General features: G+C 71.1%; 22 protein-coding genes. 7 read left to right on the forward strand and 15 right to left on the reverse strand.

Translation table 11 applies throughout. The features are described from left to right. Nucleotides 1-47 precede the first annotated feature (47 nt). Nucleotides 48-1,046 (reverse strand): TerC family protein, encoded by a 999-nt coding sequence (locus tag QSK20_RS01130; protein WP_285786669.1) that lies wholly within the window; start codon nucleotides 1,044-1,046, stop codon nucleotides 48-50. Nucleotides 1,047-1,568: 522 nt separating this feature from the next. Here QSK20_RS01130 and QSK20_RS01135 point away from each other — a divergent pair. Together QSK20_RS01135 and QSK20_RS01140 are read left to right on the forward strand one after the other, a co-directional pair. Further along, the gene (locus QSK20_RS01135) at nucleotides 1,569-1,862 is read left to right on the forward strand and encodes an antibiotic biosynthesis monooxygenase family protein (RefSeq protein WP_285786670.1); all 294 of its coding nucleotides are present in this window, start codon (nucleotides 1,569-1,571) and stop codon (nucleotides 1,860-1,862) included. A gap of 81 nt (nucleotides 1,863-1,943) precedes the next feature. Then, nucleotides 1,944-2,705 (forward strand): SDR family oxidoreductase, encoded by a 762-nt coding sequence (locus QSK20_RS01140; RefSeq protein ID WP_285786671.1) that lies wholly within the window; start codon nucleotides 1,944-1,946, stop codon nucleotides 2,703-2,705. A gap of 32 nt (nucleotides 2,706-2,737) precedes the next feature. Here the strand turns inward: QSK20_RS01140 and QSK20_RS01145 are convergent, their stop codons facing one another. The 4 genes from QSK20_RS01145 to uvrB all read right to left on the reverse strand — a co-directional run bounded on the left by QSK20_RS01145 (nucleotide 2,738) and on the right by uvrB (nucleotide 7,058). Then, a complete protein-coding gene (locus QSK20_RS01145; protein WP_285786672.1) occupies nucleotides 2,738-3,604 on the reverse strand; it encodes a helix-turn-helix domain-containing protein in 867 nt (288 codons plus the stop codon). Between the two features lie 99 nt (nucleotides 3,605-3,703). Beyond that, nucleotides 3,704-4,072 carry a VOC family protein gene (locus tag QSK20_RS01150; RefSeq protein WP_285786673.1) on the reverse strand — a complete coding sequence of 123 codons (369 nt, stop codon included), beginning with the start codon at nucleotides 4,070-4,072 and terminating at the stop codon, nucleotides 3,704-3,706. 24 nt (nucleotides 4,073-4,096) lie between these two features. Beyond that, the gene (locus QSK20_RS01155) at nucleotides 4,097-4,870 is read right to left on the reverse strand and encodes a helix-turn-helix domain-containing protein (protein WP_285786674.1); all 774 of its coding nucleotides are present in this window, start codon (nucleotides 4,868-4,870) and stop codon (nucleotides 4,097-4,099) included. A gap of 79 nt (nucleotides 4,871-4,949) precedes the next feature. Next, a complete protein-coding gene (uvrB, locus tag QSK20_RS01160; RefSeq protein WP_285786675.1) occupies nucleotides 4,950-7,058 on the reverse strand; it encodes an excinuclease ABC subunit UvrB in 2,109 nt (702 codons plus the stop codon). Between the two features lie 298 nt (nucleotides 7,059-7,356). Here uvrB and QSK20_RS01165 point away from each other — a divergent pair, with 298 nt between their 5' ends. Next, nucleotides 7,357-9,162 carry a hypothetical protein gene (locus QSK20_RS01165; RefSeq protein WP_285786676.1) on the forward strand — a complete coding sequence of 602 codons (1,806 nt, stop codon included), beginning with the start codon at nucleotides 7,357-7,359 and terminating at the stop codon, nucleotides 9,160-9,162. Between the two features lie 36 nt (nucleotides 9,163-9,198). On the opposite strand, the gene coaE is transcribed toward QSK20_RS01165, so the two are convergent. Together coaE and rpsA are read right to left on the reverse strand one after the other, a co-directional pair. Next, a complete protein-coding gene (gene coaE / locus QSK20_RS01170; protein WP_285786677.1) occupies nucleotides 9,199-10,380 on the reverse strand; it encodes a dephospho-CoA kinase in 1,182 nt (393 codons plus the stop codon). A gap of 111 nt (nucleotides 10,381-10,491) precedes the next feature. Further along, nucleotides 10,492-11,982 carry a 30S ribosomal protein S1 gene (gene rpsA, locus QSK20_RS01175; protein WP_285786678.1) on the reverse strand — a complete coding sequence of 497 codons (1,491 nt, stop codon included), beginning with the start codon at nucleotides 11,980-11,982 and terminating at the stop codon, nucleotides 10,492-10,494. Nucleotides 11,983-12,329: 347 nt separating this feature from the next. Between rpsA and QSK20_RS01180 the strand changes: the two genes are divergently transcribed. The 4 genes from QSK20_RS01180 to QSK20_RS01195 all read left to right on the forward strand — a co-directional run bounded on the left by QSK20_RS01180 (nucleotide 12,330) and on the right by QSK20_RS01195 (nucleotide 14,527). Further along, the gene (locus QSK20_RS01180) at nucleotides 12,330-13,136 is read left to right on the forward strand and encodes a class I SAM-dependent methyltransferase (protein ID WP_285786679.1); all 807 of its coding nucleotides are present in this window, start codon (nucleotides 12,330-12,332) and stop codon (nucleotides 13,134-13,136) included. Nucleotides 13,137-13,239: 103 nt separating this feature from the next. Further along, on the forward strand, nucleotides 13,240-13,791 hold the full coding sequence (locus QSK20_RS01185; RefSeq protein WP_285786680.1) for a Uma2 family endonuclease: 552 nt from the start codon (nucleotides 13,240-13,242) through the stop codon (nucleotides 13,789-13,791). Nucleotides 13,792-13,890: 99 nt separating this feature from the next. Beyond that, the gene (locus QSK20_RS01190) at nucleotides 13,891-14,109 is read left to right on the forward strand and encodes a hypervirulence associated TUDOR domain-containing protein (protein WP_285786681.1); all 219 of its coding nucleotides are present in this window, start codon (nucleotides 13,891-13,893) and stop codon (nucleotides 14,107-14,109) included. Beyond that, the gene (locus QSK20_RS01195) at nucleotides 14,096-14,527 is read left to right on the forward strand and encodes a DUF3140 domain-containing protein (RefSeq protein WP_285786682.1); all 432 of its coding nucleotides are present in this window, start codon (nucleotides 14,096-14,098) and stop codon (nucleotides 14,525-14,527) included. The genes QSK20_RS01190 and QSK20_RS01195 overlap by 14 nt, the downstream gene beginning before the upstream one ends. A gap of 279 nt (nucleotides 14,528-14,806) precedes the next feature. Here QSK20_RS01195 and polA read toward each other — a convergent pair whose 3' ends face one another. From polA to QSK20_RS01235, 8 genes are all read right to left on the reverse strand, one after another. Continuing rightward, nucleotides 14,807-17,506 (reverse strand): DNA polymerase I, encoded by a 2,700-nt coding sequence (polA, locus tag QSK20_RS01200; protein ID WP_285786683.1) that lies wholly within the window; start codon nucleotides 17,504-17,506, stop codon nucleotides 14,807-14,809. 90 nt (nucleotides 17,507-17,596) lie between these two features. After that, complete coding sequence (locus tag QSK20_RS01205) at nucleotides 17,597-18,349, reverse strand: amino acid ABC transporter ATP-binding protein (protein ID WP_285787170.1); 753 nt, start codon at nucleotides 18,347-18,349, stop codon at nucleotides 17,597-17,599. 97 nt (nucleotides 18,350-18,446) lie between these two features. Continuing rightward, a complete protein-coding gene (locus QSK20_RS01210; RefSeq protein WP_285786684.1) occupies nucleotides 18,447-19,430 on the reverse strand; it encodes an amino acid ABC transporter permease in 984 nt (327 codons plus the stop codon). A gap of 2 nt (nucleotides 19,431-19,432) precedes the next feature. Next, on the reverse strand, nucleotides 19,433-20,341 hold the full coding sequence (locus tag QSK20_RS01215; RefSeq protein ID WP_285786685.1) for an ABC transporter substrate-binding protein: 909 nt from the start codon (nucleotides 20,339-20,341) through the stop codon (nucleotides 19,433-19,435). A gap of 36 nt (nucleotides 20,342-20,377) precedes the next feature. Beyond that, complete coding sequence (locus QSK20_RS01220) at nucleotides 20,378-21,088, reverse strand: ABC transporter ATP-binding protein (RefSeq protein ID WP_285786686.1); 711 nt, start codon at nucleotides 21,086-21,088, stop codon at nucleotides 20,378-20,380. Next, a complete protein-coding gene (locus tag QSK20_RS01225; RefSeq protein ID WP_416903245.1) occupies nucleotides 21,078-21,920 on the reverse strand; it encodes an ABC transporter ATP-binding protein in 843 nt (280 codons plus the stop codon). Before QSK20_RS01225 ends, QSK20_RS01220 begins: the two co-directional genes overlap by 11 nt. After that, nucleotides 21,913-23,022, reverse strand: coding sequence for a branched-chain amino acid ABC transporter permease (locus QSK20_RS01230; protein ID WP_285786687.1), 1,110 nt, complete (start codon nucleotides 23,020-23,022; stop codon nucleotides 21,913-21,915). Before QSK20_RS01230 ends, QSK20_RS01225 begins: the two co-directional genes overlap by 8 nt. Beyond that, nucleotides 23,019-23,969 (reverse strand): branched-chain amino acid ABC transporter permease, encoded by a 951-nt coding sequence (locus QSK20_RS01235; protein WP_285786688.1) that lies wholly within the window; start codon nucleotides 23,967-23,969, stop codon nucleotides 23,019-23,021. The genes QSK20_RS01230 and QSK20_RS01235 overlap by 4 nt, the downstream gene beginning before the upstream one ends. Between the last annotated feature and the right edge of the window lie 56 nt (nucleotides 23,970-24,025).

Below are 24,025 nucleotides of genomic sequence, written 5' to 3' on the forward strand. Positions count from 1 at the left end.
GCCAGAGCGCGTGCCCGGTGGGGTTGGGGGTGGGCTGAGCCGTCAGGTCAGTGCTTGACGGCGAGCAGCTCTCGGCGGCGGTCCCGCGAGGACTTGACCAGGCTGGCGACGGTGGCCACGGCGAGCGTGCCGAGGATGACCGTCAGCGAGAGCCAGATCGGGATGTGCGGAGCCCAACCGACGTGCTCGCCACCGTTCACGAACGGCAGGTTGTTGTCGGCGAGGGCCTCGAGCACCAGCTTCACCCCGATGAAGCCGAGCACCACGGCCAGGCCGGTGCTCAGGTAGATCAGGCGGTTGAGCAGGCCACCGAGGAGGAAGTAGAGCTGCCGGAGCCCCATCAGCGCGAAGACGTTCGCGGTGAAGACGAGGTACGGCTCCTGGGTGATGCCGAAGATGGCTGGGATCGAGTCCAGCGCGAAGATCAGGTCGGTGGTGCCGATCGCGATCATGACGATCAGCATCGGGGTGAAGAGCCGCCTGCCGTACTCCCGCGTGGTCATCTTCGCGCCGTCGTAGCCCTGGGAGATGGGCAGCGCCCGCCGGCTCCACCGGATCAGCACGTTCTCGGTGAACTCGTCCTCGTCGGGCTCACCCTGCCGGGCGAGGTTGATCGCCGTGTAGATGAGGAACGCGCCGAAGATGTAGAAGACCCAGGTGAACTGCGAGATCAAGGCCGCGCCGGCCGCGATGAACGCGCCTCGCATGATCAGAGCCAGCACGATACCGATCAACAGCACCTTCTGCTGGTACTGCCGGGGCACCGCGAACCGGGCCATGATGATCACGAAGACGAAGAGGTTGTCCACCGATAGGCTGTACTCGGTGAGCCAGCCGGTGTAGAACTCGCCGGCGACCTTGCCACCACCGAAGAACCACAGACCGACGCCGAAGAGCAGGGCCAGGCCGACGTAGAATCCCACCCAGAGGCTGGACTCACGGACGCTGGGTTCATGGGGGCGACGGCCGATGACCAAGAGGTCGAAGACCAGGATCGCGGTCAACGCGATCAGGGTCACGGCCCAGACCAGTCCGGACACGTTCACAGCTTATCCTCCGGCAGGCACACAGCGACCGGCACACCGCAACCCTGTGGAACAGGAACAGCCCAAGGCTCGGTGTGCCGGCGACGCTGACTCTGGTGACTGTCGGAGGTCTCTCCTGCCACCGCTCCGCGAACGGATCGATGACCGATGGCACCGGGTCGACCGTCCGGGGGACGTTCGACCGTGCTGACGACACCATCGTGAGGGATACTCCCCTCCTCGGCGGTCATTGTTCACCATCGACGCCTCCCCGCGCACCTTCCGAGGCGACGAATGCCGACCACGTCACGTTCCCTTGCCTGTCACCGTTCCGTCACTCCCGAACCACTGTGGGCGGTGTTCGCGCTGCTCGGCGCGGTTGACCGGGCGTGAGGACGGGGCGACACACCGCGCATGGCATCCTAGGAGGCTAGGTGTCACTTGTGAACGTCGGTAGCCGAGCGCGCACCGCCGATCCCTGCCGGCGTGGGACGGGGCCCACCCCCGCCCGGCGTCGAGCACCGGCATGGCAGGCTGCGGGACATGGTGCTTGAGGTCGCGCTCATCGACGTACTGCCCGGACACGAGGACGCGTTCGCCGCCGCGTACGCCCAGGGTCACCCGATCCTCGCCGGGACCCCCGGCTGCCGGTCGGTGCGGATGACCCGGGGGATCGAGTCCCCGTCACGGTTCGTGCTGCTGGTCGAGTGGGACTCCGTCGAGTCCCACGAACGCGAGTTCCGGGGCACCGAGCGGTTCGAACGGTGGCGGGCTCTGATCGGGCCGCACTTCGCCGGCCCGCCCCGGGTCGAGCACTTCGTCGACGTGCCGGCCTGACGACGGCGTCGGGCCGTCGGGGGCACCGGCCGGGGTGGAACCCGGTCGCGTCCGTCCGGCGCCTGTGGTTGGCTGGCGGACATGACCGATCGGGTGGCCCTGGTGACCGGGGTCAGCCGGGGCATCGGCATCGGCGCGGCGGTCGCCCGGACCCTCGCGGCGACCGGTCACCGGCTGCTGCTCACCGGCCTGCCCCGCTACGACGACGCCCAACCGTACGGCGGCGACCCGCAGGGCGTACCGACCCTCCTCGACGACCTGGACGGACGCGCCCGGTACGTCACCGCCGACCTGCTGGATCCGGCCGCGCCGGCCGAGCTGGTGGCCGAGGCGGTCCGGCGGTACGGCCGACTGGACGCGGTGGTGGCGGTGCACGCCTACTCCACCCGCACCCCGCTCGGCACCCTCGCGGCGGACGAGATCGACCGGCACCTGCTGGTCAACGTCCGGGCCACCCTGCTGCTGGCCGAGGCCTTCGCCGCCGCTTTCACCGCGGGCGAGGGCGGCCGGCTGCTGCTCTTCTCCAGCGGGCAGCGGCTCGGTCCGATGTCGGACGAGTTGGCGTACGCGGCGAGCAAGGCCGCGGTGGAGAACCTGACCACCCAGCTCGCACCGCTGCTGATGCCCCGGGGCATCACCGTCAACTGCGTGAACCCCGGCCCCACCGACACCGGCTACGCGCCACCCGACGTGCACGCCGCCGTGGCCCGCCACTTCCCCGGCGGGCGCTGGGGCACCCCCGACGACGCGGCGCGGCTGGTGGCCTTCCTCTGCTCACCCGAAGCCCGCTGGATCACCGGTCAGGTCATCGACTCGGAGGGCGGCTTCCACCGGTACGCCTGACCGGCGGCGGAACGGCCCACCGGGCCGCCGACTCACTCCTCGGTGACGTGCCCGGCGAGCAGCTCGATCGTGTCGGCGGCGGAGAGGGCCGCGTCGAGCAGCCAGCCGGCGAGCTGCTCGTAGCGGCGGACGTCCGGCTCGGCGGTCAACCGCAGGTCGGTGGTGAGCGCCTCCAGCACCACGGTGCGGGGATCGGCCGGGTCCGGGAAGGCGTAGCAGGAGAACGGCGTGAGCGGATGCATCACGCTCCCGGCCACCGGGACACCCCGGGGCAGGACCCGGATCGTCACGTTCGTCCGCCGTGCCGTCGTCACCAGGTGCCGCACCTGGTCCCGCCACACCGGGGCGGGCACCCCGGCTCCGGTGAGCACGGCCTCGTCGAGGACGGCGGTGTACCGGGGCGCGTCCGCCCGGTGCAGCACGTCCTGCCGGGCCGACCGCGCCCGGGTGTCCGCCTCCACGTCGATCCCCGGATCGAGGAGCCGGCCGGCGGTCACCCGCAGCCGCGCGTACCCCCGGGTCTGGAGCAGACCCGGCACCACGGCGGGCTGGTACTCGAAGATGGTGGCCGCGCCCGCCTCCAGCTCGGCGTAGGTGCGTTGCCGGTCCCCCATCTCGCCGAGGGCCTTCCACCAGCTCCGGTTGGTCGCGGCGTCCCGGGCGATGACGATCAGCGCCTCCCGCTGCGCCACCGGGACCTCGTAGACGTCGAGCAGGTCGAAGACGTCGGCCAGGTCGGGACGGCTCTGCCCCAACTCGATGCGGGACAGTTTGGAGGTGGAGGCCCAGCCGAGCCGTTCGCAGACCTGGTCGAGCGTGAGCGCCGCCTGACGACGGAGCTGGCGCAGTTCCGCGCCCAGGCGCGCCCGGCGGATAACGGGACTCGTTGGCAGCGGCATCCGGCCTCCCACCGTCGGAGACTACGGGGGGTCACCACCCGACGCAATACCCTGCTCACCGAGAGCAACAACGGGTGGTGGGGGGCACATCGCCCCCGGTCATGGCCGGTAGGTCCCGAAGGACCAGACCGTGCCGGCGAGGTCCCGCGCGGAGTACTCCCGCGAGCCGTAGTCGGTGTCCGACGGCTCCCGGACGATCTCCGCGCCCGCGGTACGGGCCCGGGCGCAGTGCGCGTCGACGTCGTCGACCGCGACGTACAGGGACCACTCGTCGTCCGCCGGCCGGTTCCGGGGGTGCCGGCGTGGGCCGAGCATGACGAGGCCCGTACCGAGGAGCAGTTCGGCGTGCGCGACCGTGCCGTCGGGCGCGTCGTGCACCTGGTGGACGGTGGCACCGAAGGCCACACCGAGCCAGTAGATGGCGGCCCGGACGTCGGGGTAGGTGAGGATCGGGTAGACGGTTCGCATGGGTCCACTCTGCGGCGGTGGCGGTCAGCCGGGATTGGACGGATGTGATCCCGCCACCAGCAGTTCGGTCGGCCGGGCCCCGGCGAACTCGTGGAAGTCGCGGATCAGGTGCGACTGGTCGAAGTACCCGCACCGGGCGGCGAGAACCGCCCAGCCGGCCCGGTCGACCCCGGTGCCGGAAGCGGTCGCCGTCGCGTACGCGCGCTGGAAACGCAGCAGCCGGGCGGTGGTCTTCGGTGGCAGCCCGACCTCACGGTGGAACAGCACACTGAGGTGTCGCCGGCTCCAACCCAGTTCGGCGGCGAGCGTGGCGACCCCGATCCGGCCGTCGGTGTCGGTCAGCCGCTGCCAGGCCCGGTCGAGGCGGGGATCGACCGGTTCGGCGGCACCGAGCCGGGCGGCCAGCGCCGCGTCGAGCAGGGCGAAGCGCCGGGGCCAGTCGGACGCCTCGGCCAGCCGGTCCCGCAGTCGGGTCAACCACCCGCCGGGGAGCTGTGCCACGTCGACCGCCCGGTTGGTCAGTTCCCCCAGCGGCAGGCCGAGGATCCGACGGGCGGCCGGCGGGGTGAGCAGCAGCTCCACGCCCGTGCCCACGCCGACGGTACGGGTGTGGCAGTACCCGTCGAACGTCCCGGCGACGAACGAGTCGACCCGGTACGCGCCACGTGTGGCGCAGCGCGGGTCGACCACGTCCAGCGGGTCGCCCCAGCCGAGGATCAGCACCACGAAGGCACCGGCCGCCTGGCGGCGGACCAGTGGCCGCGCGGAGTGCTCCCGGTAGCCGAGGTACCGGTCCACCCAGGGCCTCAGCCCGGGGTGGGGCGTCCCGACAACCAGGGAGTCCGGCGAACCGGCCGGCGCGCCCGTCACCGGGACGTCACTTCACCCCGGCCGCGTCCATGCCCCGCAGCTCCTTCTTGAGGTCGGCGACCTCGTCGCGGATCCGGGCGGCCAGCTCGAACTGCAGCTCCCGGGCCGCGGCGAGCATCTGGTCGTTGAGTTCCTGGATGAGCTGGGCCAGGTCGGCGCGGGCCATGCCCTCCCGGGAGGGGCCGGCGGTCGTCCGTGCCCGGCTCCGGGTCTCCTTGACCGGGGCCTTGCCCCGGGAGAGCTGCCGCACCGCGCCACCGACCCGGTGGTCGGTCTCGGTGTCCTCCGCCTCGCGGTAGATGTCGTCCAGGATGTCGTGGATCTTCTTGCGCAGCGGCTCGGGGCTGATCCCGTGGGCCTCGTTGTGCGCGACCTGCTTGGCCCGCCGCCGGTTGGTCTCGTCGATCGCCTCGGCCATCGACGGGGTGACCTTGTCGGCGTACATGTGCACCTGGCCGGAGACGTTCCGGGCCGCCCGGCCGATGGTCTGGATCAGCGACCTGCCGCTGCGCAGGAAGCCCTCCTTGTCGGCGTCGAGGATCGCCACCAGGGACACCTCGGGCAGGTCGAGGCCCTCCCGGAGCAGGTTGATGCCGACCAGGACGTCGTACTCGCCCTTACGCAGCTCGCGCAGTAGCTCCACCCGGCGCAGCGTGTCGACCTCGGAGTGCAGGTAGCGCACCCGGATGCCGTTCTCCAGGAGGTAGTCGGAGAGGTCCTCGGCCATCTTCTTGGTCAACGTGGTGACCAGCACCCGCTCGTCGCGTTCGGTCCGCAGCCGGATCTCGTGCATCAGGTCGTCGATCTGGCCCTTGGTGGGCTTGACCACGACCTCCGGGTCGATCAGGCCGGTCGGGCGGATCACCTGCTCGACGTACTCGCCCTGTGCCTGCTCCAGCTCCCACGGGCCGGGGGTGGCGGAGAGGAACACCATCTGGCCCACCCGCTCCAGGAACTCGTCGAAGCGCAGTGGCCGGTTGTCGGCCGCGCTGGGCAGCCGGAAGCCGTGGTCGATCAGCATCCGCTTGCGCGAGGCGTCGCCCTCGTACATGCCGCCGATCTGCGGGATCGTCACGTGCGACTCGTCGACGACGGTGAGGAAGTCGTCGGGGAAGTAGTCGAGCAGGCAGTGCGGCGGGCTCCCCGGCAGCCGGCCGTCGATGTGCATGGAGTAGTTCTCGATGCCGGAGCAGAAGCCCACCTGCCGCATCATCTCGATGTCGTAGGTGGTGCGCATCCGCAGCCGCTGCGCCTCCAGCAGCTTGCCCTGCCGGTCCAGCTCGGCCAGCCGCTCGGCCAACTCCGCCTCGATGTCGCCGATGGCCCGCTCCATCCGCTCGGGACCGGCGGCGTAGTGGGTGGCCGGGAAGATCAGCAGGTGGTCGACCTCGCGTACCACGTCGCCGGTGAGCGGGTTGAGGTAGTAGAGCTTCTCCACCTCGTCGCCGAAAAGCTCGATCCGGACGGCCAGTTCCTCGTACGCGGGAATGATCTCCAGGGTGTCGCCCCGGACCCGGAACGTGCCACGCTGGAAGGCCATGTCGTTGCGGGTGTACTGGATGTCGACCAGGCGGCGCAGGAGCTGGTCGCGGTCGAGTTCCTGACCGACGGTCACCCGGACGGCCCGGTCGAGGTACTCCTCCGGGGTGCCCAGGCCGTAGATCGCCGAGACCGTGGCCACCACGATCACGTCGCGTCGGGTGAGCAGGGACATCGTGGCGGAGTGCCGCAGCCGCTCGACCTCCTCGTTGATCGAGGAGTCCTTCTCGATGTAGGTGTCGGTCTGCGGGATGTACGCCTCGGGCTGGTAGTAGTCGTAGTAGGAGACGAAGTACTCGACCGCGTTGTGCGGGAGCAGCTCGCTGAACTCCTTGGCCAGCTGGGCGCAGAGGGTCTTGTTGGGGGCGAGGACCAGGGTCGGCCGTTGCAGCCGCTCGACCAGCCAGGCCGTGGTGGCGCTCTTGCCGGTGCCGGTCGCGCCGAGCAGCACCGTGTTCCGGTCGCCCCGGCGGACGCGCCGCTCCAGGTCGTCGATGGCGGCGGGCTGGTCGCCGGCCGGCTGGAACTCGCTGACGACCTGGAAACGTCCGTCGAGACGGGGGATGTCGAGCGCCATGACCTCCACGGTACGCCGCCGGTCCGACACTCTGGCCCGTACCACGGGAGCCACCCTGACCAGCTTCGATATTCTGATTGTGGGCTACATCTCACCACGCTAAGGTGTGCACCGTAGGCCGCTCGCGGCGGCCGACCGGGCCGGGGCCCGGCCCTCGTCGGCCGACCCGCCCGGCGCAGGGGTCGCGGCACCCGGGTCGACCGGCGTGCGCCCCCGACGCGGTCGCGCCGAGCGCGCAGACCGGCCGCCGCGAGCGCCCTGCTCGTCACCCCAGCCCGGTCGAGGCGTTCAACCACTCGTGGAGACATCGCCCGCCCCGGGATCCGCGTCGCCCGCCCCGGGCGACGCGGATCCGGACGTCCCCGGCGAGGCGGATCCGAATGTTCCGGGCAAGGCGGATCCAGACGTTCCCAGCGTCGCGGATCCGGACGTTCCGGGCGAGGCGCGACAGACCGACGACACGGCTACGGACCATCCCGACGACACGGACCAGACCGACGACACGGCTCCGGACGACTCCGGCGACGTCGATCCGGACGACCCCGGCGACCGGGACGGCCCCGCGCGGACGGATCCCGGGGGTCCGGCCGGCGGCGACCGGTCACGCCGTCGGCGCACCCTCCTGGTCGGGCTCGGCGCGGTGGCCCTCGTCGCCGCCACGGCCCTGGTCACCGGACTGCTCAGTTGGCGACCCGACCCGCCGGACCCGGCCCGTGCCCTCACCCTCACCGAGGCCGAGCGGCTGGCCGCCGTCCGGGTCACCAACTACCGGGACGGACGGGCCCGGCTGCGGGCCACCGTCGGCCGGGGCGGCGACCGCGTCGAGGCGGTCGGCTGGGTCGACTGGACCCGGCCGTTGGTCTACCTCGACGTCGGTGGCCCCGGGGCGGGGCCGCTCCGTGGTCTGGTGCAGGCCACCCCCGGCGTCGTGGCGGTCCGCCCCGACCCGGCAGCGGTGCTCACCCCGGCCGCCCCGCCCCTGGTGCCCCCGGCCGACAACTGGCGGATCCGCGACCTGCCGGACCGTCCCGCCCTGGCTGCTCTCCTCGACCTGCTCTTCACGCTCTCGGCCGACCGGCCCGACCCGGTGGCCCGGCTCGGGGGCGCCCGCTGGGTGGCCCGGGACACCGTCGGCCGCACCCCGGTGGACGTGTTCCGCATGGCCACGACCCCGGCCCCCACCGCCGCGCCGACCGGCGGCACGGCGACCCCGTCCCTCACCGCCGCCCCGGCCAGCGGCACGGCCGCTACGACCCCGGCCCCGACCAGCACCCCCGCCAGCGGCACTCCCACCCCGCCACCCGCCGCCGGCACACCCCACCCTCCAGCGGACGCCGGGTGGCGCTACTGGGTGGACCGGGACGCCCGGCTGCACCGGCTGGCCGCCCGGCTGCCCGGCGCCGTACCGGTGACGTTGGACCTGGACCGGTCGCACCGCCCGCCGCTGCCTCCGGTGGCCGTCCTCGGCGGCGCCCCGGGGCTGCCCCGGGACCTGACCCGGGAGGAGGCGGACCGGCTGACCCGGATGCCCGCCCGGAACCAGGCCCTCGGCGGTACCGCGCTCGTCCTGGCCGTCCCCACCGGCACCGGCGCGAACCTGCGCGGCGGCGGCTGGCTGGACTGGCGCGGGCAGGTCGTCTACCTCGCCACGACCGACCTCGACGCGCCGGACCAGCGGACCGTGGCCCGCCACGACCGGTCGGGCGTGACCCGGACGAGGCTGCCGGTCGGGGACGAGGCCCCCGACGCCCGGCCACCGCTGCCACCGCCCCGTGACGCGCGCTGGGAGCGGGTCAGACCCGGCCCGGGTGAGCTGGACCGCCTGATCGGATCGGCGCTGCTGGCCAGCCGGGAGCCACCGGACCCGGACCGGGCCACCTGGCTACGCCGGGACAGCACCGGCAAGCGGCCGGTGGACGTCATCGAGGTACGCACCGGCGGACACGCGCTGCGGTACTGGCTCGACCGGTCCGGTGTGCTGCGCCGGCTGGAACTGCGGACCGGGGTCGGCGCCTGGGCCCAACTCGACCTGGTACAGGCGCCGGTGCCCCGGCTCCCCCCGGTCCCGGTCCCCAACCCGACGCCCCGGCCGCCGGCCCGCTGATCCTCCCGTCCCGCCGGCCCTCGCCGGCCGTCGACGTCAGGGACGCCAGCTGGTGCGGGCGGCCCACTCCTCGGCGTGGACCTGCTCCTCGTCGAACCACGGTTCCTTGGCCAACGCGTACCCGACGCTGTCCGGGGTCGCCGCCGCCATGGCGCGTTTCATCGCCAGGTAGGCGGCCCGCTGTTCCGGGTCCGCACGGAGGTGGTCACGCATCAGCAGCGCGTACCGCCAGCCCGGTGAGTCGGTCTCCCGGACGTGCAGGTGGACCGGCCGGCCGGGGTCGGCGCTACCGTGCAACCGCTTCGGCCAGGACTCCCCGCCCGGAGGGCGGGGGCTGTCCCACCACTGACCGGGGAAGCGCGGAAACCCGGCGGCGGCGAGCCGCTCGGCGAGCACGCCGTCCGCCTCGTCGAGCGAGGGCACGGCGAGTTGGACGTCGATGACGTCCTTGGCGGGCAGGCCCGGGATCGAGGTCGAGCCGATGTGGTCGATCCGTACGTCCACGGGGGCCAGCGCGTGCCGGATCCGGGCGGCGAGCCGCTCGTACTGCTGCGGCCAGGTCGGGTCGGGCTCGGCGAGCCGGACCTGCCGGGTCCGTACCACCCGCTGTTCACGCAGGTTCGCCTCGTACGGCAGGAGTCGCTCGTGCCAGAGCGCGTCGACGGCGGTGTGCAGGTCGTCGAGGGTGGTGTCGTTGGTGAGCACCACGTCGGCGGCGGCCCGCCGGCGCACGTCGTCGGTCTGCGCGGCGATCCGCCGCTCGGCTTCGGCGCGGCTCATCCCCCGGTCCCGGGCCAACCGGGCCAACCGGATCTCCGGCGCCGTCTGCACCACCACCACTAGGTGGTACGTCGGGACGAGCCCGACCTCCACCAGCAGCGGTACGTCGTTGACCACGACCGCGTCCGGCGGCGCGGCGGCGGCCAGTTCGGCGGAGCGGGCCCGGACCCGGGGGTGGGTGATCGCCTCCAGGCGACGGCGAGCTGCCTCGTCGCCGAAGACCAGTGCCCCGAGGGCCGGCCGGTCGAGGGAGCCGTCCGGGGCGAGCACCCCCGCACCGAAGGTGGTGACGATCTCGGCAAGGCCCTCGCTGCCGGGGGCGACCACCTCCCGGGCGACCCGGTCCGAATCGACGATCACCGCGCCGAGTCGCGCGAACCGCGCCGCCACCGCGCTCTTACCGGAACCGATGCCTCCGGTCAGCCCCACCCTCAACACCGCACCAGTGAACCCGATCGCCTCCGCCCTGCCAACCGGAGGGTCCGCACAGGGGAAGGCCCCGTCCGCCGTGGGGAGCCGGGGACGGGGCCTTCGGGTGGTGCCTGTGGATCACTTGCCGCCGGCGAGCTTCTCCCGCAGTGCGGCGAGCGCCTCGTCGGTGGCCAGGGTGCCGGACGGCTCCTCGGTCTGCCGGCTCGGGGCCGGGCTGGTCGAGGAGGTGGTGCCGCCGGTGACCGCGGGAGCCGGGTTGGCAGCGGCCTCGGCGTCGGCGGCGCGGGAGTTCTGCACCTGCTTGGTGTGCGCCTCCCAGCGCTGACGGGCCTCGGCGTACTGGTTCTCCCAGGTCTCGCGCTGCTTGTCGTACCCCTCGAGCCACTCGCCCGTCTCCGGGTCGAAGCCCTCCGGGTAGATGTAGTTGCCCTCGTTGTCGTACGTCGCGGCCATGCCGTAGAGGGTCGGGTCGAAGTGCTCCTCGCCCTCGACGAAGCCCTCGTTGGCCTGCTTGAGCGAGAGCGAGATCCGCCGCCGCTCGAGGTCGATGTCGATGACCTTGACCATGACCTCGGAGCCGACCTGGACGACCTGCTCCGGGATCTCGACGTGGCGCTCGGCCAGCTCGGAGATGTGGACCAGACCCTCGATGCCGTCGTCCACCCGGACGAAGGCGCCGAACGGCACCAGCTTGGTGACCTTACCCGGCACGATCTGCTGGATCGCGTGGGTACGGGCGAACTGACGCCACGGGTCCTCCTGGGTCGCCTTCAGCGACAGCGAGACCCGCTCGCGGTCCAGGTCGACGTCCAGGACCTCGACCTCGACCTCCTGGCCCACCTCGACGACCTCGGACGGGTGGTCGATGTGCTTCCAGGAGAGCTCGGAGACGTGCACCAGGCCGTCCACGCCGCCGAGGTCGACGAACGCGCCGAAGTTGACGATCGAGGAGACGACGCCCTTGCGGACCTGCCCCTTCTGGAGCTTGTTGAGGAACTCGGTGCGCACCTCGGACTGGGTCTGCTCGAGCCAGGCCCGGCGGGACAGGACCACGTTGTTGCGGTTCTTGTCCAGCTCGATGATCTTGGCCTCGAGCTCCCGGCCGACGTACGGCTGGAGGTCGCGCACCCGACGCATCTCGACCAGGGAGGCGGGCAGGAAGCCACGCAGCCCGATGTCGAGGATGAGGCCGCCCTTGACCACCTCGATGACCGAGCCGCGGACGACGCCGTCCTCGTCCTTGATCTTCTCGATCGTGCCCCAGGCCCGCTCGTACTGCGCCCGCTTCTTCGAGAGGATCAGACGCCCCTCCTTGTCCTCCTTCTGGAGGACGAGGGCCTCGATGTGGTCACCAACCGACACCACCTCGGCCGGGTCCACGTCGTGCTTGATCGACAACTCCCGAGAGGGGATGACACCCTCGGTCTTGTAGCCGATGTCGAGCAGGACCTCGTCCCGATCGACCTTGACGACGGTGCCTTCGACAATGTCGCCGTCGTTGAAGTACTTGATGGTCTCGTCGATCGCGGCGAGGAAAGCTTCCTCGGAACCGAGATCGTCGTGGGTGACCCGGGTGGCGCTCGAGGGGGCCTCGATGCTGCTCGTCATGTGGGCGGTTGCTCCGGTCGGATGGTGTGTCACAGCAGGCTTGTGTCGCAGTGACCTGTTCGCGCCAGCGGATCCGCCTCCGGGCACACCGAACGATCGCCAAATGAGATCATGATGTGGCTCCGTTGACCGCGCGCCTGCTCCCTGCCGAGACACACGATCCGCGAGCGCATCCTCTAGCCTACCGGGTGCATTACCACAGCGTGCAAGCCCTCCCACCCTCTGCGGGGCGCGTCAGCTGCGAAAGCCGAAGAATCGCCCGCAATCCCCCACTTGTGTAACACGCGTCACAGCCGTCCCGGCACACCGCCGCCGCCGACCCACCGGACGGGGCCTAGCGTGATGGCGTGGACGACGACAACCGGGTGTTGCGCCGCCGGGTCGGCGACGCCGAGGCGCGCCGGGCCAACCGCCGCTGGTGGGACGCCGACGCCGACGACTACCAGGCCGAACACGGCCACTTCCTCGGCGAGGTGGACTTCGTCTGGTGCCCGGAGGGACTGCGCGAGGCCGACGCCCGCCTGCTCGGCGACGTCGCCGGTCGACGGATCCTGGAACTCGGCTGCGGAGCGGCCGCCGCCGCCCGGTGGCTGGCCGCCCAGGGGGCCGCGCCGGTCGCCCTGGACCTCTCCGCCGGCATGCTCCGGCACGCCGCCCGGGCCGCCGACCGCACCGGCGTACGCGTCCCGCTGGTGCAGGCCGACGCGCTCGCCCTCCCGTTCGCCGACGCGGCCTTCGACACGGTCTGCACGGCGTTCGGCGCGGTACCCTTCGTGGCCGACTCGGCGGCGGTGATGCGCGAGGTCGCCCGGGTGCTGCGTCCCGGCGGACGGTGGGTCTTCTCGGTCACCCACCCGATGCGCTGGATCTTCTACGACGACCCCGGCGAGGGCGGGCTGACCGCCGTCCACTCCTACTTCGACCGCTCTCCCTACGTGGAACAGGACGAGCACGGCGTCGCCACCTACGTCGAGCAGCACCGCACCCTCGGCGACCGGATCCGGGAGCTGGTCGGCGCCGGGTTCCGCCTGCTCGACCTCGTCGAACCGGAGTGGCCCGAGGGACACGAGGGGATCTGGGGCCAGTGGAGCCCGCTGCGCGGCCGGCTCTTCCCCGGCACCGCCGTCTTCGTCGCCGAGAAGCCCACCACCTGACGTCGCATCCGCTGTCCGGCCAGGTCACCCCGTCCGGGGTTACGCTCACCCGGTGAGCGCCGAGCCCGTCCCGACATCACCTGGCCCCTGGTGTCCGGATCCGATGCGGCAGCAGCGTGCCGACTACACGCTGGCGGACCTCCTCGCCCTGCCGGACGACGCCCCCCGCGTCGAACTCGTCGACGGAGTCATCCAGGTGACACCTTCCCCCACCCTGGGCCACCAGAGCATCTCCAGCCGCTTGTGGATGTGGCTGCACACCCACGCGCCGGAGCATCTCCATGCCGCGCAGGCGGTCGGGGTGGCACTGAACGCCAACACCAGCCGCCAGCCGGACGTGCTGCTGCACCGGGCCGGCATCACCGCCGACCGGTCCCTGCTGCGCCCCGAGGACGTCGTCCTCGCCGTCGAGGTGGTCTCCCCGGGCACCCGCCGCGTCGACCGCTTCGCCAAGCCGGGCGAGTACGCCGCCGCCGGCATCCCGTACTACTGGCGCATCGAACAGGACCCGGTGCACCTGTACACGTACCGGATCGGCGACCGGATCGGGCCGGGCGGTGAACGCCAGTACGAGCTGGTCGCCGAGAGCTCGGCCCTGGTCGAGCTGGCCGAGCCGTTCGACATCAAGCTCCCGGTCTCCGAACTCGCCCCCTGACCCGGCGGCCCGGTTCCGACGCTGCCCCCGGCGGGCCGAATTCCGGTGCCGACCCCGCCGGCCCCGTTTCCGGGCACCGGCGGCGGGTACCCGGCAGGCATGGCCGACAGGGATTTCCGCGAGGGCGACCACGTCTCCTGGGCCAGCCACAGCGGCCGGGCCCACGGCGTGGTCAAGGAGAAACTGACCGACCGGACGCACGTGCGGGGACACGCGGTGAACGCGTCCCCGGAGCACCCGCAGTACCGCATCCGCAACGACGACTCGGGTCGGGACGTCGCGCACAAGCCGGAGGCGTTGCGCCATGAAGAACGATGAGCAGGACCGGGACACCTACCGGGAGTTCACCGAGGCGGTGAACATGAAGCCCGGCGAGCTGTCGAAGTGGCTGGAGACCGAGGAGTCCCAGCACGTCGGCTGGCGCAGGAAGGGAAAGCAGAGCGGCGAGACGGTCGGCCACGAGTCCGGCCGGAAGATCGTCGACCTGCTGCGCCGCAAACGCGCGGAACTCTCCGCCGCCGACGTCAAGCACATGCGCAAGGTCGTCGGGTACGTCCACCGGCACATGGCCCAGCGCCCGTCCGGCGACGTCCGCGACACGAAGTGGCGGTACTCGCTGATGAACTGGGGCCACGACCCGCTCAAGGCACCGCTGCCGCCACCCGGCGGCCCCTCCCGCCGTGCCCTGAAGCGACACGGTGCCCCACCCCGGTCCCGCCGCGGCCCGTCCCGCTAGCCACGACCAGGACCGGCTCGGCGCGGGCCGCCCGGCTGCTGGCCGCCCACCCGGACCACGTCAGGGGTTCCGGGCAGCCCGGCCCGCGCAGGGACCAAGCCTGACCGCCCGGAGCGGGTCGGGCTGCCCGGAACCCGCCCCGACCACGCTCACGCCACCCACACGCCGTCGATCATGGAGTTATGGCGCCCGATTGATAGTGATGACGGCATTTTGTCCGGTGCCCAAAGTCCATGATCGACGCACGGTGGGGGGTATGCGGGACAAAAGCCGCCGCCGTCAGTGACCGGCGCTGTTCCAGTCCCGTCCGTCGCCCACCGACACCTCCAGCGGCACCGAGAGGGGATAAGCCCCGCCCATCTCGCGCCGGACCAGCGCCTCCAGCGCCTCCCGCTCCCCCGGGGCCACCTCGAAGACCAGTTCGTCGTGCACCTGCAACAGCATCCGCGAGCGCAGCCCGGCGTCCCGCAGCGCCGTGTCGACGTGCAGCATGGCGAGCTTGATGATGTCGGCCGCGGAACCCTGGATCGGGGCGTTGAGCGCCATCCGCTCGGCCATCTCCCGGCGCTGCCGGTTGTCGCTGACCAGGTCGGGAAGGTACCGGCGGCGGCCCAGCACGGTGGAGGTGTAGCCGTCCTGGCGGGCCTTGTCGACCACCGTGCGCAGGTAGTCGCGGACCCCGCCGAACCCGGCGAAGTAGTCGTCCATCAGGCCCCGGGCCTCCTCGGCGGTGATGCCGAGCTGCTGGGCGAGGCCGAACGCGCTGAGCCCGTACGCCAGGCCGTAGTTCATCGCCTTGATCTTGCGCCGCTGGTCGGCGGTGACCTCCTCGACCGGCACGCCGAACACCGACGAGGCGGTGACGGCGTGGAAGTCGGCCCCGGAGTTGAACGCGTCGATGAGCTTCTCGTCCGAGGAGAGATGCGCCATGATCCGCATCTCGATCTGACTGTAGTCGGCGGTGAGCAGGCAGTCGTACCCCTCGCCGACCACGAACGCCCGACGGATCCGCCGGCCCTCCTCGGTGCGGATGGGGATGTTCTGGAGGTTGGGCTCGGTGGAGGAGAGCCGGCCGGTCGCGGCCACCGTCTGGTTGAACGTGGTGTGGATGCGGCCGTCGTCGGAGACCGACTTGAGCAGGCCGTCGACGGTCACCTTGAGCTTGGCGACGTCCCGGTGGCGCAGCAGGTGGGCCAGGACCGGGTGCTGGGTCTGCGCGAAGAGCCACTGGAGGGCGTCCGCGTCGGTGGTGTACCCGGTCTTGATCTTCTTGGTCTTGGGCAGGCCCAGCTCACCGAAGAGGATCTCCTGGAGCTGCTTGGGTGACCCGAGGTTGAACTCCCGCCCGATCTCGGCGTACGCGGCCTGCGCGGCGCCCTTCACCTCACCGGCGAAGTGCGCCTCCAGCTCGTGCAGGTAGTCGGTGTCGGCGGCGATGCCGACCTGCTCCATCGCGGCCAGCACCCGCATCAGCGGCAGCTCCACCCCGGCCATCAGCCGCGCGGACTGCTCGCCGTCGCGGGACAGCTCGGCGTCGATCGCCTCGGCCAGGTCCAGGGTGGCCCGGGCGTGGAGCATGAGGTTCTGTTCGGCCTCGCTGTTGTCGCCGAACCCCTCCAGGGTGAGCTGGCCGGATTCCGGGGCGTCCACCCGCAGTTCCCGGTGCAGGTAGCGCAACGCCAGGTCGGTCAGGTCGTACGAACGCTGGTCGGGGCGGGCCAGGTAGGCGGCGATCTGGGTGTCCCGGTGGATGCCCGCCAGGGTCCAGCCGTGCGCGGCGAGGGCCAGCACGGCGGGCTTGCTGTCGTGCAGCACCTTCGGCCGCGCGGCGTCCGTCAGCCAGGCCCCCAACGCCGACTCGTCCTCGGTGCCGAGCTTCGCCGGGTCGAACCAGGCCGCCGCGCCCGCCCCGGTGGCCAGGGCCAGCCCGAGCACGGAGGCGGTGTGCCGGCGGTTCGGGCCGGTGTCGAGCTTGACCGCCACCCCGACCGGCGTGTCGGCCGGCGCGTGGGCGCCGAGCCACGCGGCGACCGCGCCCGGCTCGGTGAGCACCTCGCCGGTCAGCTCGAAGCCGGCCTCGGCCTCCGGCTCGACCGCCTCCAGGTACTGGTAGAGCCGGTCCCGCAGGATGCGGAACTGGAGCGTGTCGAAGACCTGGTGCACGGCCTCCCGGTCCCAGCCGGTCCAGCGGGTGTCCTCGGCCCGCAACGGCAGGTCGAGGTCGGCGACCAGGCAGTTCAGGTCGTAGTTGCGGAGCACGTCGGCGAGCCGCTCGCGCAGGTTGTCACCGGCCTTGCCCTTGATCTGGTCGGCCTGCGCGACGACGCCCTCCACCCCGCCGTACAGGTTGATCCACTTGGCGGCGGTCTTCGGGCCGACGCCGGGCACGCCGGGGAGGTTGTCGCTGGTCTCGCCGACCAGCGCGGCGAGGTCCCGGTAGCGTTCCGGGCGGACGCCGTACTTCGCCTCGACCGCGTCGGCGTCCATCCGGGCCAGGTCGGAGACGCCCTTACGGGGGTAGAGCACGGTGATCTTGTCGTCGACGAGCTGGAAGGCGTCCCGGTCGCCGGTGGAGATCAGCACCGACATGCCCTGGTCGCGGGCCTGGCAGGCGAGGGTGGCGATGACGTCGTCGGCCTCGTACCCCTCCTTCTCGACCACCGGGACCCGCAGCGCGGCGAGGACCTCCTTGACCAGGCTGACCTGGCCGACGAAGTCGGCCGGGGTCTCCGACCGACCGGCCTTGTACTCGGCGTACTTCTCGGTGCGGAAGGACCGGCGGGAGACGTCGAAGGCGACCGCGAGGTGGGTGGGCTGCTCGTCGCGGAGCACGTTGATCAGCATCGAGGTGAAGCCGTAGACCGCGTTTGTCGGCTGCCCGGTCGTGGTGGAGAAGTTCTCCACCGGCAGGGCGAAGAAGGCCCGGTAGGCCAGGGAGTGGCCGTCGACGAGGAGCAGGCGCGGGGTCGTAGCTGTCACGCAGGCGACTCTAGTCCGTACCCCCGACAGCGCCCGGCGCGACCGGCCCGCCGGGTGCCGCGGCGGTCGGTTCCCGCCGCGGCACCGGCGTCACAGCACCCGGGCCAGGAAGTCCCGGGTACGGCTGTGCCGGGGGTTGGCCAGCACCTCCCGGGGCGGACCGGACTCCACCACGACCCCGCCGTCCATGAAGACCAGCGAGTCGCCGACCTCCCGGGCGAAGCCGATCTCGTGGGTGACCACGATCATCGTCATGCCGTCGCGGGCGAGGTCCTTCATCACGTCCAGCACCTCGCCGACCAGCTCCGGGTCGAGCGCGCTGGTCGGCTCGTCGAAGAGCATCAGCTTCGGCCGCATGGCCAACGCCCGCGCGATGGCGACCCGCTGCTGCTGGCCGCCGGAGAGCTGGCCCGGATAGTTGCCGAGCTTGTCGCTGAGCCCGACCCGGTCCAGCAGCGCGGCGGCATGCTCCCGGGCCGCCGCCTTCTTCTCCCGGCCGAGCAGCACCGGCGCCTCGACGACGTTCTCCAGGACGGTCATGTGGGGGAAGAGGTTGAACCGCTGGAACACCATGCCGATGGCCTGGCGCTGCGCGGCCACCTCCTTCTCCCGCATCTCGTGGAGCTTGCCGCCGCGTTCCCGGTAGCCGATCAGCTCGCCGTCCACCCAGATCCGGCCGGCGTTGATCTTCTCCAGGTGGTTGATGCAGCGCAGGAAGGTGGACTTCCCGGAGCCGGACGGCCCGAGCAGGCAGCACACCTCGCCCGAGCGCACCTCCAGGTCGATGCCCTTGAGCACCTCGACCGACCCGAACGACTTGTGCACCTGCTCGGCCCGGACCATCAGGTCGGTGGCCGTGCCGGCCGAGGCCCCGGTCGCCGTGCCGGCCGAAGCCGGGACACCGTCGCTGCCGGCACCACCGGGCTGCTTCGCGGTCATCTCAGTCACCCTTGACCACCTCTCCGGTCCGGCCGCCGGTCTCGGCGGTCATCCCGCGCAGCTTCGTCCTCGCCCGCGCGCTGCGGCCGACGCCCCGGGAGAAGTGCCGTTCCAGGTAGTACTGCCCGACCAGCAGCACGCTGGTGAGCAGCAGATACCACAGGCACGCCGCCACGTACATCGGGAAGACCTGGAAGGTCCGGGTGCCGACGCCCTTGAGCTGGAAGAACAGCTCGGTGGAGACCGGCACGAAAGCCACCAGGGAGGTGTCCTTCAGCATCGCGATGGTCTCGTTGCCGGTCGGCGGGATGATCACCCTCATCGCCTGCGGCAGCACGATCCGGCGCAGGATCTGCGACCGGCGCAGGCCGAGCGCCTGGGCGGCCTCGGTCTGCCCCTCGTCGACGGACTGGATGCCGGCCCGGACGATCTCCGCCATGTACGCCGCCTCGGAGAGGCCGAGCGCCAGCATGCCGGCGACGAAGCCGGTGAGGATGTCGACGGCGGAGAAGCCGAAGAGCCGGGCCTCGAAGTCGTCCACCCCGAAGAGCGCGCCGATCTGCCGGTCGAAGGGGAGCCCGACCTCGATCCGCGACCAGAGGATGCCCAGGTTGCCGAAGAGGATCGCCAGCACCAGCCGGGGCACCGCCCGGAAGAACCAGGTGTAGACCCAGGAGACGCCGCGCAGGATCGGGTTCTCCGACAGCCGCATGATCGCGATGACGATGCCGAGCCCCACGCCGATCAGCATCGCCAGCACGGTCAGCGCGATGGTGCCGCGCAGCCCCTCGATGATCGGCGGGCGGAACATCTCGTCGACCATGAACGACCAGTTGAACGCCTTGTTCGTCACCAGCAGGTGCACGAACATGGCCACCAGCACCCCGATGACGAAGACCGCGATCCACCGCCCGGGACGCCGCACGGGCACGGCGCGGATGGGTTCCGGCCGTGCCCGTTCGGTTGGTTCCGTTCCGACCGACATGGTCAGCTGGTCGGGTTCAGTGCGGAGGTCTTGATGCCGCCGCCCTCGACGCCCCACTTCTTCAGGGCCGCCTCGTACGTGCCGTCGTCGATGACCGCCTGCACGGCCTCCTTGAGCACCTCGGCGAAGGCCTGCTGCTCCTTGTTGACCGCGTAGCCGTACGGGGCCGACTCGTAGATGTCCCCGACGAGCTGGAGCTGGCCGTTGCTCTGCTTCACCGCGTACGCCACGGCGGGCGAGTCGGCGAGCATGGCGTCGTTCTTGCCGCTGACCACGGCGGCGGTGGCGTCGCTCTGCCCCTGGTACTGGTCGATCGTGATCGCCGGCTTGCCGGCGTCGGTGCACTTCTTCGACCGGGCGTTGAGGTCGTCGACCTGCACCGCGCCGGTCTGCACGGCGACCTTCTTGCCGCAGGCGTTCTCGATGTCGATCGAGGCGCCGGCCTTGGCCAGCCACTGCGTGCCCGCCTCGTAGTAGCTGATCATGTGCACGCTCTGCACACGCTCGGCGTTGATCGTGAACGACGAGACACCGATCTCGTACTTGCCGGAGGAGACGGCGGGCAGGATCGCGTCGAACGGGGCGGACTCGTACTCGGCCTTCAGGCCGAGCTTCTGGGCCACCGCGTTGAACAGGTCGATGTCGAACCCGATCACCGTCTTGCCGTCGGTGTCGAGGTACTCCGCCGGGGCGTACGTCGAGTCGGTACCGACCTTGATCACACCGTCGGCCTTGATCGCGTCCGGCACCTTGGCGGCCAGCGCCGCGTCGACCGACGCGCTGACCGAGGGGCCGGACCCGGGCTCGTTCCCGGTCTCCTCCTTCTCGCCGCACGCGGCGAGCGGAAGGGTGAGCAGCACCGCGCCGGCGGCGCCGAGCAGCGCGCGGCGGCCTCCGTTGGTCCTGAACATGTGTGGGCTCCTTGGGAATGAGGGGTGACGGGCCGGTCAGGCCACGCCGAGGTACGCCTCTTTGACGGCCGGGTCGTGCAGGAGTTCGGTGCCGGTACCGCTCTTGACGATCCGGCCGGTCTCCAGCACGTACGCGCGGTGCGCCCGGGCCAGGGCCTGCTGCGCGTTCTGCTCCACGAGCAGGATGGTGGTGCCCTGCTGGTTGATCTCCGTGATGATCGAGAAGATCTGCTGGATCAGCATTGGCGCCAGACCCATCGACGGCTCGTCCAGCAGCAGCAGCTTCGGCCGGCTCATCAGCGCCCGTCCCACGGCCAGCATCTGCTGCTCACCGCCGGAGAGCGTGCCGCCGGCCTGCTTGCGCCGCTCGGCCAGGCGCGGGAACAGCTCCAGCACCCGGTTCAGGTCCTGCGCGATCCCGGCCCGGTCCCGGCGGGTGTACGCGCCCATGTCCAGGTTGTCCAGCACCGTCATGCCCGGGAAGATGCCCCGGCCCTCCGGCGCCTGGCAGAGGCCCCGCCGCACCCGCAGGTCGGCCCGGAGCTTGGAGATGTCCTCGCCGTTGAACTTGATGCTCCCGGACGCGATCGGCCGGATGCCCGAGATGGCGCGCATGGTCGTCGTCTTGCCGGCGCCGTTGGCCCCGATCAGCGCGACGACCTCGCCCTCGTCGACGGTCAGGCTGATGCCGTGCAGTGCCTTGATCCGCCCGTAGAGCAGGCTCATGTCCTCGATCTCAAGCAGCATCGTCCGGCACCCCCAGGTACGCCGCGATCACCTTCGGGTTGTCCCGCACCTCGGCGGGGAGCCCCTCGGCGATCTTCTTCCCGAACTCCAGCACCACGATCCGGTCGGTGACGCCCATGACCAGGCGCATGTCGTGCTCGATCAACAGCACCGTCACGCCCTTGTCCCGGACCTGCCGGATGAGCTGGAGCAGTTCCTCCTTCTCCGCCGGGTTGAAGCCGGCGGCCGGCTCGTCGAGGCAGAGCAGCACCGGGTCGGTGGCCAGCGCCCGGGCGATCTCCAACCGCCGCTGCTCGCCGTAGGAGAGGTTGCGGGCGTACTCGTGCAGCCGGTGCGGGATGCCGACGAACTCCAGCAGCCGCTCGGCCTTCTCCCGGCCCTCGCGCTCCTCCCGGCGGTGCCGGGGCAGCCGGAACAGCGCCGAGATCACGCTGGTCTTGTGGTGCGCGTCCGCGCCGACCTGCACGTTCTCCAGGGCGGTCATCTCCGGGAACAGACGGATGTTCTGGAACGTCCGCGCCATGCCCATCTGGGTGATCTGGTGCCGCTTCTTGCCGCTGATCTTCTCGCCCCGGAACCGGATCTGGCCCTCGGTGGGCTGGTAGATGCCGGTCATCGCGTTGAAGCAGGTGGTCTTGCCGGCCCCGTTGGGGCCGATCAGCCCGAGGATCTCACCCTTGTAGAGGGTGAAGTCCACCTCGTTCAGCGCCACCACGCCGCCGAAGCGGAGCGTGACGTTGTCGACCTCCAGCAGCGGCTCGCGGTTCGGCAGCGTCTCGGCGGCCGGCGCGGTCGCCTGCGCCGGCACGACCGGCTTCTGCTCGTCACTCACCGACGGTCACCTCCTTGCGGCGATCCTTGAACTCCGCCGCTCGTCGTCGGTTCGGGATCAGGCCCTCGGGCCGGAAGATCATCATGACCACCAGGACCAGGCCGAAGAAGAGGAACCGGTACTCGTACAGCTCGACACCGAACAGCTCGATGCCACGGAACCGCTCGATCATGTACGCCACCAGGCCGCCGCCGACGATCGCGCCGAAGATGTTGCCCGAGCCGCCGAAGATCACCGCCGCCAGGATGATGATCGAGTTGAGCAGCTCGAAGTTCTGCGAGTTGACGAAGTTCTGCTTACCGGCGAAGAGCGCCCCGGCCAGGCCGGCGATGGCCGCGCCCGCGGCGAACGCCCACAGCTTGAACTTGAACGTCGGCACACCCATCAGCTGGGCCGCGTCCTCGTCCTCCCGGATGGACACCCAGGCGCGGCCGACCCGGCTGCGCTCCAGGTTCCGCACCCCGATGACCACCAGGATGATCAGGGTCAGCACCAGCCAGTAGTACGGCCGGGCGTCCAGCACGCCGAAGACCGGGCGGCCGTCGGCGTACTGACCCGGCGGGTGCGGGATCTGGTTGAAGCCCCGCTGCCCCTTGAGGAACTCCGAGCTGACCGCGGCGATCCGGATCATCTCGGCGAACCCGAGGGTCACGATCGCCAGGTAGTCGCCCCGCAGTCGCAGGGTGGGCGTGCCGAGCATGACACCGGAGACCATGGTCAACGCGATCGCGAACGGCACCGCCAGCAGCCACGGCCAGAGCGTCTTCAGGTCGCTGCCCGGCGAGGTCAGCACCGCCACCGTGTACGCGCCGACGGCGAAGAAGCCGAAGTAGCCGAGGTCCAGCAGGCCGGCGAAACCGACCACGATGTTCAGACCGACGGCGAGCAGCACGTAGATCGAGACGGTGAAGAGCACCTGGGTGAAGTTCGAACCCGTGGTCGGGATCGGCCCGAGGTACTGGTAGAACTCCTTGTTCGGCAACGCGTAGAAGAACACGATCACCGCGGCCAGGACCATCCAGCGCACCCAGCGCGGCATGTCCCGCCAACGTTCCCCGGCCGCCTGACGGCCGGAGCGCACCCGCTCCAGAACGGTCGTCATGCCCGTGCCCTCCCCAGCGATTCACCCAACAGGCCGGTCGGCCGGAACATCAGCAGCACCACCAGGACGGCGAACGCCGCGAAGTCCTTCCACTCCGAGCCGAACAGGCCCGAGGCGTAGTTCTCCACCACTCCCAGCAGCAGACCACCGACGAGCGCGCCGCGCAGGTTGCCGATCCCGCCGAGCACCGCGGCGGTGAACGCCTTGAGGCCGAGGAGGAAGCCGACGCTGTAGGTCAGGTTTCCGATCCGCACGTCGTAGAGCAGGCCGGCGACACCGGCCATCGCGCCGCCGACGATGAAGACCATCAGGATGATCCGGTCCTTGTTGACGCCCATCAGGGCGGCCGTGTTCGGGTCCTGGGCCACCGCCCGGATGCCCCGGCCGACCCGGCTGCGGTTGATGAAGACGTCGAGCGCGATCATCATTCCCACCGCGGCGACGACGGTCAGGATCTGCACCTTGGTGATCGGCACCCCGGCGATCGAGAACACCGTGTCGTTCTTGACGATGATCGGGATGCCCTGCGGAAGCCGGCGGGTGTAGACGCCGAACGCCTCGGCGATCACGATCGACGCGCCGATCGCGGTGATGAGGAAAGCCAGCGGCGGGGCGTTACGCTTACGCAGCGGCCGGTAGGCGACCCGTTCGATCACCGTCGCGGTCAGCGCCGAGGCCGCCGCTGCCGCTAGCAGCGCCACCAGCAGGTAGAACACGATCGAGCCGAACCCGGTCACCACCGAGTCCTGGTTGAGGCCGAGCGCGCCCCACGTCCAGAGCGCCGCGAAGGCGCCGGCGATGAACACCTCGGAGTGGGCGAAGTTGATGAGTCTCAGCACGCCGTAGACCAGCGTGTACCCCAGCGCGACCAGGGCGTAGATAGCGCCCTGCGTCAGGCCGGTCGTGGTGAGTTCCCCGAAGTTGGAGAACAGGCCGTCGAAGTCCAAGGGAGGGACGCTCCATCAGGTCTGGAAACAGTTCGGGTGCGGCCGGGAGCGAGCTC

This window comes from Micromonospora sp. NBRC 101691 (assembly GCF_030269285.1).
GTDB classification, from domain to species: domain Bacteria; phylum Actinomycetota; class Actinomycetes; order Mycobacteriales; family Micromonosporaceae; genus Micromonospora; species Micromonospora echinospora.

Excerpts from the sequence above, each read along its gene's own strand:
- QSK20_RS01135 (WP_285786670.1), top strand. The coding sequence starts at position 1,569 with ATGGTGCTTGAGGTCGCGCTCATCGACGTACTGCCCGGACACGAGGAC.
- QSK20_RS01140 (WP_285786671.1), top strand. The coding sequence starts at position 1,944 with ATGACCGATCGGGTGGCCCTGGTGACCGGGGTCAGCCGGGGCATCGGC.
- QSK20_RS01145 (WP_285786672.1), bottom strand. The coding sequence starts at position 3,604 with ATGCCGCTGCCAACGAGTCCCGTTATCCGCCGGGCGCGCCTGGGCGCG.
- QSK20_RS01150 (WP_285786673.1), bottom strand. The coding sequence starts at position 4,072 with ATGCGAACCGTCTACCCGATCCTCACCTACCCCGACGTCCGGGCCGCC.
- uvrB (WP_285786675.1), bottom strand. The coding sequence starts at position 7,058 with ATGGCGCTCGACATCCCCCGTCTCGACGGACGTTTCCAGGTCGTCAGC.
- rpsA (WP_285786678.1), bottom strand. The coding sequence starts at position 11,982 with ATGACGAGCAGCATCGAGGCCCCCTCGAGCGCCACCCGGGTCACCCAC.
- QSK20_RS01185 (WP_285786680.1), top strand. The coding sequence starts at position 13,240 with ATGCGGCAGCAGCGTGCCGACTACACGCTGGCGGACCTCCTCGCCCTG.
- QSK20_RS01190 (WP_285786681.1), top strand. The coding sequence starts at position 13,891 with ATGGCCGACAGGGATTTCCGCGAGGGCGACCACGTCTCCTGGGCCAGC.
- QSK20_RS01195 (WP_285786682.1), top strand. The coding sequence starts at position 14,096 with ATGAAGAACGATGAGCAGGACCGGGACACCTACCGGGAGTTCACCGAG.
- QSK20_RS01205 (WP_285787170.1), bottom strand. The coding sequence starts at position 18,349 with ATGGTCCGGGCCGAGCAGGTGCACAAGTCGTTCGGGTCGGTCGAGGTG.
- QSK20_RS01210 (WP_285786684.1), bottom strand. The coding sequence starts at position 19,430 with ATGTCGGTCGGAACGGAACCAACCGAACGGGCACGGCCGGAACCCATC.
- QSK20_RS01215 (WP_285786685.1), bottom strand. The coding sequence starts at position 20,341 with ATGTTCAGGACCAACGGAGGCCGCCGCGCGCTGCTCGGCGCCGCCGGC.
- QSK20_RS01220 (WP_285786686.1), bottom strand. The coding sequence starts at position 21,088 with ATGCTGCTTGAGATCGAGGACATGAGCCTGCTCTACGGGCGGATCAAG.
- QSK20_RS01230 (WP_285786687.1), bottom strand. The coding sequence starts at position 23,022 with ATGACGACCGTTCTGGAGCGGGTGCGCTCCGGCCGTCAGGCGGCCGGG.